The organism is Oceanimonas aquatica, from assembly GCF_030732065.1.
Classification (GTDB): Bacteria; Pseudomonadota; Gammaproteobacteria; order Enterobacterales; family Aeromonadaceae; genus Oceanimonas.
Map to the genome: position 1 here is coordinate 100,893 of NZ_JAVBHX010000010.1, position 11,798 is coordinate 112,690.

At 60.6% G+C, this 11,798-nt stretch carries 7 protein-coding genes; 3 read left to right on the forward strand and 4 right to left on the reverse strand.

Going from position 1 to position 11,798, the window contains the following annotated elements:
• Window positions 1–57: 57 nt before the first annotated feature.
• Window positions 58–849, forward strand: a complete 792-nt coding sequence (locus Q9290_RS14370) for a DeoR/GlpR family DNA-binding transcription regulator (RefSeq protein WP_306080336.1) — start codon at window positions 58–60, stop codon at window positions 847–849.
• The gene (glmS, locus tag Q9290_RS14375) at window positions 834–2,663 is read left to right on the forward strand and encodes a glutamine--fructose-6-phosphate transaminase (isomerizing) (RefSeq protein WP_306080337.1); all 1,830 of its coding nucleotides are present in this window, start codon (window positions 834–836) and stop codon (window positions 2,661–2,663) included. The genes Q9290_RS14370 and glmS overlap by 16 nt, the downstream gene beginning before the upstream one ends.
• Before the next feature lie 55 nt (window positions 2,664–2,718).
• On the opposite strand, the gene Q9290_RS14380 is transcribed toward glmS, so the two are convergent.
• From Q9290_RS14380 to Q9290_RS14395, 4 genes are all read right to left on the reverse strand, one after another.
• The gene (locus Q9290_RS14380; protein WP_306080338.1) at window positions 2,719–4,515 is read right to left on the reverse strand and encodes a LuxQ periplasmic sensor domain-containing protein; all 1,797 of its coding nucleotides are present in this window, start codon (window positions 4,513–4,515) and stop codon (window positions 2,719–2,721) included.
• On the reverse strand, window positions 4,493–5,587 hold the full coding sequence (locus tag Q9290_RS14385) for a substrate-binding domain-containing protein (protein ID WP_306080339.1): 1,095 nt from the start codon (window positions 5,585–5,587) through the stop codon (window positions 4,493–4,495). Before Q9290_RS14385 ends, Q9290_RS14380 begins: the two co-directional genes overlap by 23 nt.
• Window positions 5,588–5,776: 189 nt before the next feature.
• Window positions 5,777–7,966 carry a catalase/peroxidase HPI gene (gene katG / locus Q9290_RS14390; protein ID WP_306080340.1) on the reverse strand — a complete coding sequence of 730 codons (2,190 nt, stop codon included), beginning with the start codon at window positions 7,964–7,966 and terminating at the stop codon, window positions 5,777–5,779.
• 170 nt (window positions 7,967–8,136) lie between these two features.
• The gene (locus Q9290_RS14395; RefSeq protein ID WP_306080341.1) at window positions 8,137–10,095 is read right to left on the reverse strand and encodes a methyl-accepting chemotaxis protein; all 1,959 of its coding nucleotides are present in this window, start codon (window positions 10,093–10,095) and stop codon (window positions 8,137–8,139) included.
• 206 nt (window positions 10,096–10,301) lie between these two features.
• Here Q9290_RS14395 and paeA point away from each other — a divergent pair, with 206 nt between their 5' ends.
• Window positions 10,302–11,618: a polyamine export protein PaeA gene (gene paeA / locus Q9290_RS14400; RefSeq protein ID WP_306080342.1), complete on the forward strand. Its 1,317-nt coding sequence runs from the start codon at window positions 10,302–10,304 to the stop codon at window positions 11,616–11,618.
• Window positions 11,619–11,798: the final 180 nt, after the last annotated feature.

Consider the following 11,798-nt stretch of genomic DNA (forward strand, 5'->3'; position numbering starts at 1 on the left):
ATCGGGTTTCTTTTGATCTGCTAGCATTTAAATTTCAAAACGAAACTTAGTGCTGCCATGTCGAAACGCAATACGCAACAACGCCGTCATACCATCGTCACTCTGCTGGCCGAGCAGGGAGAAGTGACCGTGGATGAGCTGGCCCGGCGTTTTGACACTTCCGAAGTGACCATTCGCAAGGATCTGACCGCGCTGGAGAAAAACGGCCTGCTGCTGCGCCGCTATGGCGGCGCCGTGCCGGTGCCGAGCGAAATGGTGGCCGAGGCCGAGCCGGTTTCGAAACGAAAGCGGGCGCTGGCCCGGGCGGCGGCGGCGCGTCTTCGTGATCACAATCGCATCATTATCGACAGTGGCAGCACCACGGCGGCGCTGCTGGGCGAGCTGGGCCACAAGCACGGCCTGGTGGTGATGACCAACTCCCTCAATATCGCCAACACCCTGCGTGAGCTGGAGCCGGAGCCAACCCTGCTGATGACCGGCGGCACCTGGGATCCGTCCTCCGAGTCGTTTCAGGGCCGTGTGGCCGAGCAGGTGCTGCGCTCCTATGACTTCGATCAGCTGTTTATCGGTGCCGACGGCATCGATCTGGCGCGGGGCACCACCACCTTTAACGAGCTGACCGGGCTGTCCCGGGTGATGGCCGAGGTGGCCCGGGAAGTGGTGGTGATGGTGGAGTCGGACAAGATCGGCCGTAAAATTCCCAACCTGGAGCTGCCCTGGGAGCGTATTCATACCCTGGTCACCGACAGTGGCCTGGACAAAAGCATTCAACAACAAATAACCGACAAGGGCGTCACTCTGGTGATCGCGCCCTTATCTCTGAGGACAAGAGCATGTGTGGAATTGTAGGGGCCGTGGCCCAGCGTGATGTGGCGGAGATCCTGGTAGAGGGCCTGCGCCGTCTGGAATACCGGGGCTACGACTCCGCCGGGGTGGCCATTATTCACGACCAGCAGCTGGGCCGGGTGCGGCGACTGGGCAAGGTGCAGGCCCTGGCCGATGCCCTGAATGAGCAGCCGCTGGCCGGCGGTACCGGCATAGCCCACACTCGCTGGGCCACCCATGGTGAGCCTTCCGAGCGTAACGCTCATCCCCACGTGTCCGGCAACATTGCCGTGGTGCACAACGGCATTATCGAAAATCACGAAGAACTGCGTGAGGAACTTAAGGCCAAGGGCTACACCTTTGCGTCAGACACAGACACCGAGGTCATCGCCCATCTGGTGCACTGGCATCGCCAGCATACTGACAGCCTGCTGGCGGCGTTGCAGGCCACGGTCAAGGAGCTGCGTGGTGCCTACGGTACCGTGCTGATGGACGTCAATGACCCTTCACGCGTAGTGGTGGCCCGCTCCGGCTCACCATTGGTGATCGGTCTGGGCCTGGGTGAGAACTTTATTGCGTCCGATCAGCTGGCGCTATTGCCGGTCACCCGCCGTTTTCTGTTTCTGGAAGAGGGCGACGTGGCCGAGGTAACCCGCCGGGAGATCCACATTTACGACAGCGACGGCCAGCCGGTCACCCGCGCCGAGCAGGAATCGGACGTGACCCACGACGCCGGCGACAAGGGCGAATACCGCCACCACATGCTGAAGGAAATTCATGAGCAGCCCAAATCCATTACCGACACCCTGGAAGGCCGGCTGAGCGAGCAGGGCGTGGTGGTGGAATCGTTCGGTAACGGCGCCCGCGATATCTTTGAAAAGGTGGAGCACATTCAGCTGATCGCCTGCGGCACCTCCTACCATGCCGGCATGGTGGCCCGCTACTGGTTCGAGGCGCTGGCCGGTGTGCCCTGCGATATCGAGATCGCCTCGGAGTTTCGCTACCGCAAGTCGGTGGTGCGTCCCAACAGCCTGCTGATCACCCTGTCCCAGAGTGGCGAGACCGCCGACACCCTGGCGGCACTGCGGCTGGCGAAAGAGTCCGGCTATATGAGCAGCCTGACCATCTGCAACGTGCCCGGATCGTCTCTGGTGCGGGAGTCGGATCTGGCCTTTATGACTCGGGCTGGCGCCGAAATTGGCGTGGCCTCCACCAAGGCCTTTACCACTCAACTGGTGGCACTGCTGATGCTGGTGGCGGCGGTGGGCCGGTGCCGCGGCAACCTGAGTGAGCAGGCCGAAGCAGATCTGGTGCGCTCGCTGCGTTCGCTGCCGGCACATATTGTCGATACCCTGGCGCTGGCCGGTGATATCGAGGCCCTGGCGGAAGAATTTGCCGACAAGTACCACAGTCTGTTCCTGGGCCGGGGCGAGCAGTATCCCATCGCCATGGAAGGGGCGCTCAAGCTCAAGGAAATTTCCTACATTCATGCCGAGGCCTATGCCGCCGGTGAGCTCAAGCATGGCCCGCTGGCGCTGATCGACGCCGACATGCCGATCATAGTAGTGGCGCCCAATAACGAGCTGCTGGAAAAGCTGAAGTCCAACGTGGAGGAAGTGCGCGCCCGGGGCGGCATTCTGTACGTGTTCGCCGACAAGCAGGCCGGCTTTAAAGGGGACGACACCATGCGGGTGATGTCGCTGGAGCACGTGGATGAAGTGATCGCCCCCATCGTCTATACGGTGCCGCTGCAGTTGCTGTCTTACTACGTGGCGCTGATCAAGGGCACCGACGTGGATCAGCCCCGCAATCTCGCCAAGAGCGTGACGGTGGAATAAGCCGTAAAAAGGCCATTTACCTCATGACAACCCGGGCTTGCCCGGGTTGTCTGGTTTAGTGGTCCTGAGAGGTGGTGTTTCTGAGCCCGGGAATATTGGAGAACACCGCCACGTAATGGCTGGTTTCTCCGCGTTCATTCGCCAGGGTGCGAATGGACAGCCACAGGGGCAGGGTAGCGCTGTCACTGGTCCGACAGCGAAGTTCGCCCTGCCAGTGGCCGTGTGTATCCACCGCCTGCCAGGGCGACTGGTCGTCGGCCTGCAGGGGCAGGGCGCCGTCGGGGGGCTGGCCCACCATGTTATCCAGCATAAACCCGGTGAGCCGGGTGTAGGCCGGGTTGGCATATACCAGCCGCTGGTGGCGGTCGAAGATCATGACCGCTTCCAGCATGTTGGCCAGCACCAGGCGGTTCAGTTGCAGGGATTCTTCCGCCTGTTTCAGGCGGCTGATGTCCTGCCCCTGCAATTGCACCGCGGTGACTACCTGGTTGGTGAAGACCGGCGCCAGGGTCCACAGCTGGCAGCGCGCCTGCCGGGGCAGGGGACCTAGGCGGGCTTCCACATCATCAACCCGGTGGCCCTTTCTGGCCTTGTCGATCGCCTGTTGCAGGGGCGCCAGCTGCTCGGGACTGAAATAGCGGGTGAGAGGAGTTCCCACCAGCTCGCCGTGGCCGCGTTCAAACAGCGCCGTGGCCATTTGGTTGAGGGCCTGAATACGATCGTCGTTGTCGACGATAATGGTGGCGGAGTTGGCGGCGTCAAACAGGTGCGCCAGGCGCAGCTCATTTTGCTGCAGTATGGTCACCATGCTTTCCAGGCTGCTGCCGAGAAAATTGAATTCCTGAATGCGGTCGGGCTGAAAGGCGGCCTTCTTGCCCTGGCTCACGCGCTCGGCAAAGCGGGTGAGGCTGGCCAGAGGCACCGAGATCAGCCGCAGCGTGTACAGCGACAGCAGCAGTGCCGCCAGCAGTACCAGCATTAATGCCAGCAGGGTATGGTAGCCATAGTTCTGCTGCAATTGCTGGGCGATGGTGTTATCGGTCAGCAACAGCAGTTGCAGCTCGCTGGGCTCGTCATTGATCCGCAGGGGCTGCAGGCTGAAATAATGGCCTTGGATCTGGCCATAAGGCTGCTGGCTTGCCAGGACTTGAGTGAACACGCCGGGGGCTATGTCGTTGTTGTTGAGGTAGGCCGGCCCTACCGGCTTGCCGTGCAGTATCAGCTGCACCCGAAAGTTTTCTGCGCCCCGGGCCAGCTGGCGCAACAGGCTGAGGTTGTCATTCAGCACCACACCGCCAAACAGGCTGCCGGTGACCTGACCCGAGTCCGGGGCGATGACCGGATAACGTTGCACCAGGGCGGTCTGGCGGGTAAAGGGCGCATCCAGCTCAATGCTGGTCCACTGATGGTACAGCGGCGGCGCGGCGATCAACTGCTGCTGCCGGTGCTCCATGGCATAGAGCGGCGAGTTCAGATTGACCCACAGCTTTTCCTGCCGGCTCAGCATCAGCAGATCCAGGTGTTCTCCGTGGCGGTGCTCCAGCATGTTCTGTAATTGATCTTCGGCGGCGTTTCGGTTGCCGGTCGACAGGGTCTGCGCCAGTTCCGATTGCTCGGCGGAGGCCGACAGCAGGCCATCCAGTCCGCTCAGGTAGCTGTCGAGCAGGATCTGCAGCCGGTCATTGGCCTCTTCCAGCTGATGGCGAATGCTGTCATCCACCATGGTTGAGGTGCTGCGGTAGGTCAGCAGCAGCAGGGCGGCCGCCAGCAACAGAAAGGCGGGCAGCAGTACCAGCAGCAGTTGCCGAAGCAGCGGCCGGGCGTTGGTGTTATCGGGAGTAACGGAAGGCATGGGCTTTAAGACGTTCCAGTTCGTCGGCGGGCGTGTGCCGGTCAATCACGGCGAAGTCGCCGCTGTATACCTGGGGCAGACGGTGAGCCTTGCCTTCCTGATCGAGGCGAATGGCCTCCGCCATGGCCACGCCGTTGTCATCGTTCATGCGCATCACGGTCAGATCCAGATCGCCCCGGGCCAGGGCGTCGAGCTCGGCGCTGCCGCCGCCCCAGCCGTTGAGGAGCACCTTGTCCTTTTTACCCTGGGCGCGCAGGCTCTCGGCGGCGCCCAGGGCGATGTCCGTGGTGCAGGCGTAAACCAGGTTAATGTCGGGCGCTGTGGTCAGTGCCTGTTGTACCGCCTGACGGGCCTTGTTTCGCTCCACATCGGTATAAAAGGCCTGGCGCAGCGCAAAACCGGGCTGGTTGGCGGTCAGGCGAATAAATTCGTCCCCCCGGGCCTGGCTCACATACCCTTGGGTGCCATACAGCATCAGGTAGTTGGCCCGGGCGCCGGTCATGCGGGCGATGGTTTCGGTGAGCAGCCGGGTGCCTTCCCGGTGATCAAACCCCACGTAGAAAAACGGCTGGCGCTTTGCCCACGATTTCAGCGGCGTGGTGATGTTCATCAGGATCAGTTTGGGATGGCCGCGGGCGATGATTTTTTCCACCAGCACTCGGTGGCGCAGGGCATTAACCGTAAAAATCAGGTAGTCGGGCTGGCTGTTCAGGGCCTTGGCCAGCAGGGCTTCCTGTTGTCTGAGGGTGGTGGCGGGCTGAAACGAATAGCTTTTCAGGGAATAGGGCAGGCCGATTTCCTGCAGCCGGCGGGACAGGCTCAAGCGGTTGCGTGACCAGTAGTCGGAGATTTGCGCATCCGGGGTCAGCATGGCAATGCGTACCGGTGGGGTACGGGAGGAATGCCAGGGCAGGGCGGGTTGCCGAACCCGTGCCGCAAACGCATCGGTCAGCTGGCGCTGTTCGGGAAAGGCCTTCAGGTAGTCCCGGTAGGTCCAGTAATCCTGTCCCCTGGCCAGGGACCCGCCGGAGAGCAGCAGCATGGACAGCAGGGCTGTGAACAATAATCGCACTATCAACATCAGGGGCCGGTCATACCAAGGGACGGAGTGGGCGGAATATTATGGCGATCATATTATGTGCACCGGGCAAAGTCAGTATTTTCCTCTGTGGCAATCAGACGATGCAAAACGGAGCCGGTAAATCAGGTTGAATAACCCGATTTACCGGCAGATTTTTAATTTTGATGCTTTCGTACGGCGCTAGTTTAAATCAAACCGATCCGCATTCATCACCTTGGTCCAGGCGTTAACGAAGTCATGCACGAATTTTTCGCGGGCATCGTCCTGGGCATAGACCTCGGCATAGCTGCGCAATATCGAGTTGGAGCCAAACACCAGATCCACTCGAGTGGCGGTCCACTTCACGTTGCCGGACTGGCGTTCAACGAGATTGTACTGGTTGTTGCCTGCCGGCTCCCAACGGTAGGCCATGTCGGTGAGGTTGACGAAAAAGTCGTTGCTGAGCACTCCGACCTTGTCGGTAAAGACGCCATGAGGGCTGTTGCCGTGGTTGGCGCCCAGCACCCGCATGCCGCCCACCAGTACCGTCATTTCCGGGGCGGTGAGCCCCAGCAGCTGGGTGCGATCCAGCATCAGCTCTTCGGGAGTGACCGCATAGTCCTGTTTCAGCCAGTTGCGGTAGCCGTCGTGAATCGGTTCCAGGTACTGGAAGGAATCGGCATCGGTCATGGCATCGGTGGCGTCACCCCGGCCGGGAGCAAAGGGCACGGTTACCTTTACGCCGGCGTCGTTGGCGGCCTTTTCCACCGCGGCTGAGCCACCGAGCACAATGAGATCCGCCATGCTCACCGGGGTGTCGAGACTTGCCTGCAGTTGCTCCAGGGCTGCCAGCACCTTTTGCAGCCGGGCCGGCTCGTTGCCCTGCCAGTCCTTTTGCGGGGCGAGACGAATGCGGGCGCCGTTGGCTCCACCGCGGTAGTCGGAGCCCCGGAAGGTGCGGGCGCTGTCCCAGGCGGTGGCCACCAGCTCGGGCACGCTCAGCCCGGTGGCCAGAATCCTGGCCTTGAGATCGGCGATCTGGTCATCGCTCAGGCAATAGTCCACCGAGGGAACCGGATCCTGCCAGATTAAATCTTCATCGGGCACGTCCGGGCCCAGATAGCGGCTTTTCGGTCCCATATCCCTGTGTGTGAGCTTGAACCAGGCGCGGGCAAAGGTATCGGAGAAGTAGGCTGGATCCTGCTGAAAACGCTCAATGATTTTGCGATAGGCCGGATCCATTTTCATGGCCATGTCGGCATCGGTCATGATGGGCATGCAGCGACGGGAAGGGTCTTCCACGTCCACCGGCTTGTCTTCTTCCTTGATATTCACCGGCTGCCACTGCCAGGCGCCGGCCGGGCTCTTTTTGGACTCCCATTCGTGGTTGAGCAGCATGTCAAAGTAGCCGTTGTCCCATTGGGTGGGGTGGGTGGTCCAGGCGCCTTCCAGGCCACTGGTCACGGTGTCGCGGCCAATGCCCCTGGTTTTGTGATTGTTCCAGCCCAGCCCCTGCTCTTCCAGGCTGGCGCCTTCCGGCTCCGGCCCCAGGTTGGCGGCATCGCCGTTACCGTGGGTCTTGCCCACGGTGTGGCCACCGGCGGTGAGGGCCGCGGTTTCTTCATCGTTCATCGCCATGCGGGCAAAGGTCTCGCGCACATCGGCGGCGGTTTTCAGCGGATCGGGCTGGCCGTCCACCCCTTCCGGGTTAACGTAAATCAGTCCCATCATCACCGCCGCCAATGGGTTTTCCAGGTTTCGTTCACCGGAGTAGCGGCTGTTGGGGTTGTTGGTCGGCGCCAGCCACTCCTTTTCCGCGCCCCAGTAGATGTCCTTTTCCGGGTGCCAGATATCGGCCCGGCCGCCGGCAAAGCCAAAGGTCTTGAGGCCCATGGACTCATAGGCCATGTTGCCGGCCAGGATCATCAGGTCGGCCCAGGACAGGGCATTGCCGTATTTCTTCTTGATGGGCCACAGCAGGCGCCGGGCTTTGTCGAGGTTGGCGTTGTCGGGCCAGGAGCTGATGGGAGCAAAGCGCTGGTTGCCGGTGCCGCCACCGCCGCGGCCGTCGGCAATACGATAGGTGCCGGCGCTGTGCCAGGCCATGCGGATCATCAGGCCGCCGTAGTGCCCCCAGTCGGCGGGCCACCAGTCCTGACTGTCGGTCATCAGGGTTTTGAGGTCCTGTTTGACCGCCGCCAGATCCAGTGTTTTAAAGGCCTCGGCGTAGTTGAAATCTTCACCCAGCGGGTTGGTCTTGGTGTCGTGCTGGTGAAGAATGTCGAGGTTCAGGGCCTTGGGCCACCAGCTGGTGTTGGAACTGCCGGATTCGGTTTGCGCTCCGTGCATCACGGGACACTTGCCGGAAGACGAAGGAGTATTCTGACTCATTGCTAATGCCTCTTTTTATTGAACGGTGGAGCCGGGATCAGCAAGCATGCCAGCACAAACAGAGCAGGCTGGTGCCGCTTTTATCGAAGCATAGACTATGGCGTTGGCCGAAGAGCGGGTATAAAAAAGGCCGGGTTTGATACCCGGCCCGATGACATCTGCAAGCAGAATTAATGGCTTTCCCGCAGCCGGAACTGGGCCAGCCGTTGTTGCAGCTGGGCGGCCAGCTCGCTCAGGGCCTCGCCCTGCTGTTGCAGGTGCCCGGCTATGTCGAGAGTGGCCTGGTAGCCGTCCCGGATCAGAATGACGTTATGCTGAATGTCGTCGGTCACGGTGCGCTGTTCCTCGGTGGCGGTGGCCACCTGCTCGCTCATGGCGTTCACCTTGCGAATTTCGCCGACGATGGTGGTCAGCTCCACGCCGGCCTTGCGCGCTTCCTCCACGCTGTAGCCGGCCTTGTTGCGACCGGTGCCCATGGCGGTGACGGCGCTTTCCACGCCTTCCCGCAGCCGGGCCAGCATGTCGTCGATCTCGGCGGCGGTGTGCTGGGTTTGCATGGCCAGAGCCCGGACTTCGTCGGCCACCACCGCAAAGCCTCGGCCCGACTCGCCGGCCCGGGCCGCTTCAATGGCGGCATTGAGAGCCAGCAGGTTGGTGCGTTCCGAGATCTGTTTGATGGTGGTCAGGCAGTTTTCCACGTCGCGGGTATGCTGAGCCACTTCCTGCACCCGGCGCTCGCCTTCGTTCAGGGCCAGCGCTACTTCCTCAATGGCGGCAATGGTGTCGTCGACATCGTGATCCCCTTCTTCCGCCCGCAGTATGCTGTCGTTGGCGGCGCCATAGGTGTCACTGGCGTGGCGGGCGATCTCGGCCACGGTGGCGGCCATCTGGCTGGTGGCCGACACCACCAGCTCCACCTGGCCGGTGCCGTTTTCAATGTGCAGCCGCACTTCCTGCACCGAGCCCTGAGTGTGATCGGCATTGCCAAACAGCCGCTGGCTGGCCTCGCTGACGCCCTGCAGCAGCTCGTTGAGGTGGTGCTGCATGGTATTCAGGGACCGGGCCAGTTCGGCCAGCTCATCGTTGCCTTGTACCGGCACATCCCGAGTAAAGTCGTTGTCCTGAGTAATGCGCAGCATGCCCTGATGCAGGGTGTGCACGCCACGGCGAATGCCGTGCATCAGCCAGACCGACAGCGCCAGAGTGACGATGAGCACCGCAAGCGACAGGGTCAGGCTCAACCAGAAGCGGGTGGCGGCGGCCTGATGCAGTTGCTGCACATGCTCGGCCAGGCTGGCGGCCAGGCCGTCTTCCACGGCTTTGAGCTGGTTAATATGCCGGGTGGCGGCACCAAACCACTGGGTGGCATTCTGATTAAAGCCGCCGGTATCGGCGTGGGCGTGAGCCAGTTGCTGCAGACGGGCCACCTCGTCGTTGTTGCCGGCCTTGTGCTGGTAAAGCGCCTGCCATTCGGGGGACGCCAGTCGGTTAAAGCGCTCCAGATAGGCGGCCTGCTCTGCTTCCAGGGTAATAAAGCGGCGATACAGGCCGGGGCCGAAGTGGTCGGCACCAAAGGTGTTGCTCAACACCGCCCGAATAATGCCCATGCGTTCCTTGCTCTGCAAAAAGGCGCTGTAGGCGGCCAGCTCGGCGGCGGTGCTGCCGTCGTGAGCCAGGCCGACGGCGTCATCCACCAGGGTCAGCAACTGGCGGATCATGCCGGTGTAACCCGTCACTACGGTGCCGACCTGGGCATTATTGCCGTCCACCAGGTTGCGCAGTCCCTGCAGGTTTTGCAGCGCCTGCAGGGTGTCGCCGGCACCGGTGCCCAGACGCGCTTTCAGTTCGGCCAGCCGCTGATCGCTCTGCCGGCGCTGGGCCTGAAGTTCGCTGGCAAACTGGCGTCCGCCCGAGCCGATAAAGCCCGCCGACATGCCGCGCTCCTTTTGCAGCTCGTGGGCCAGGCTGCTGCCGGCCACCGATAATGCCACCATGGGGGTCATGGCCGCGGCTTTATCCATGGCCTGGTAAGCCTGGTAGGAAGTGATGCCGCCAAAGCCCAGCAGGGCCAGTACCGGCAACAGCAGGGAAATGGCCAGCTTGCGGCCCAGTGTCAGATGTCGTTTCATCCTTGTTACCTCAACGGGAGTGCTTTTCGGGTTATCGGCACCACGGATTAAAGCTGAATAAGTTTCGCGCCAGGGGCGGGTTAAAAAACCGGTGTGTCGGGATTGATGGAAAAAAAAACGGCACTGGGTTAAATTTCCTGCGGTTTTTTCATCTTCCGCCCGGCGTCACTTCGCGGAACACACCCTCCAGACGGTAATGCATAACAATGACAACCTTTGAGCAAGTGCTGTTTATCTGCCTGTTGGTAGCGATCAGCTCCTTCTTTTCCGTTTCCGAAATCGCCCTGGCGGCGGCCCGCAAGATGAAGCTGAGGCTGATGGCCAGCGACGGCGACAGCAATGCAGAAAAAGTGCTGTTGCTGCAGGAGCAGCCAGGAAACTTTTTCACCATCGTACAGATTGGCCTTAATGCCGTGGCCATTCTGGGTGGTATTATCGGCGAGTCGGCCTTTGCTCCCTTTGCCCGCAATTTGCTGGGCTGGTTCCTTGATGGTTACTGGCTCGACCGCAGTGCCTTTTTTCTGTCGTTTTTTATCGTCACCTCGCTGTTTATTCTGTTTGCGGATCTGATCCCCAAGCGGCTGGCGATGATAGCGCCGGAAAAAATTGCGGTGGCGGTGGTGGGTCCCATGAGTTTCATGATCCTGCTGTTCCGGCCGCTGGTGTGGCTGTTCAACGGCCTCGCCAACCTGCTGTTCCGGCTGTTTCGTGTGCCTACCATGCGTCAGGACGAGATCACCCCCGAAGACATCATCGCCATGATGGATGCCGGCGCCCAGGCCGGAGTGCTGCAGGAGCAGGAACATCACCTCATTGAAAACGTGTTTGAAATGGAATCCCGTACCGTGACCTCGGCCATGACCACCCGGGAAAGCCTGATCTATTTTACCCTTCATGAGGATCAGGAAGACATCAAGGCCAAGATTGCCGAGCATCCCCATGCCAAGTTCCTGGTGTGCGAAGACAGCCTGGATCGGGTGGTGGGCTATGTGGACTCCCGTGACATTCTTATGCAGGTGTTGCACCAGCAGCCCATCTCCCTGCAAAAGGAAGGCATACTGCGCAATCCGCTGATCATTCCCGATACCCTGTCCATGTATGAAGTGCTGGAACACTTCAAGACCGCGGGCGAGGACTTCGCCATCATCATGAATGAATACGCGCTGGTGGTGGGCATCATCACTCTCAAGGACGTCATGAGTATTGTGATGGGGGAGCTGGTGCAGTCTCAGGAAGAGCAGATCGTGTCCCGGGATGCCAACTCCTGGCTGGTGGAAGGGCTGACGCCGCTGGAAGATGTGATGCGCGTGCTCAGCATCGATACCTTTCCCGATGATGAAAACTACGAAACCATTGCCGGCTTTATGATGTATACCCTGCGCAAGATTCCCAAGCGCACCGATTTTGTATTGCATGCCGGCTATAAATTCGAGGTGGTGGACATCGACAGCTACAAGATTGATCAGCTGCTGGTGACCCGTTTGGGCCACTCTGAGGGCGTTGAAGAAAGTAAAAAGCAGTAAAAAACACCGCTTTGTTCAAGGTTTGAGCTGTTGACACCGAGAGCTCAATTTTTCCTGAAAAAGCCCTTGCGCAAAAATCGCGGCTCCCTATAATGCGCTTCCACTGACACGGGGCAACACGCCAACGGTCACAAGGGTTGAAAGCGAACCAAACAAAGTTCAAATCAACGCTTGACGAAC

Bases quoted from the DNA above. Each gene is read 5' to 3' on its own strand.
- Q9290_RS14370 (WP_306080336.1), top strand. From the start codon at position 58: ATGTCGAAACGCAATACGCAACAACGCCGTCATACCATCGTCACTCTG.
- glmS (WP_306080337.1), top strand. From the start codon at position 834: ATGTGTGGAATTGTAGGGGCCGTGGCCCAGCGTGATGTGGCGGAGATC.
- Q9290_RS14380 (WP_306080338.1), bottom strand. From the start codon at position 4,515: ATGCCTTCCGTTACTCCCGATAACACCAACGCCCGGCCGCTGCTTCGG.
- katG (WP_306080340.1), bottom strand. From the start codon at position 7,966: ATGAGTCAGAATACTCCTTCGTCTTCCGGCAAGTGTCCCGTGATGCAC.
- Q9290_RS14395 (WP_306080341.1), bottom strand. From the start codon at position 10,095: ATGAAACGACATCTGACACTGGGCCGCAAGCTGGCCATTTCCCTGCTG.
- paeA (WP_306080342.1), top strand. From the start codon at position 10,302: ATGACAACCTTTGAGCAAGTGCTGTTTATCTGCCTGTTGGTAGCGATC.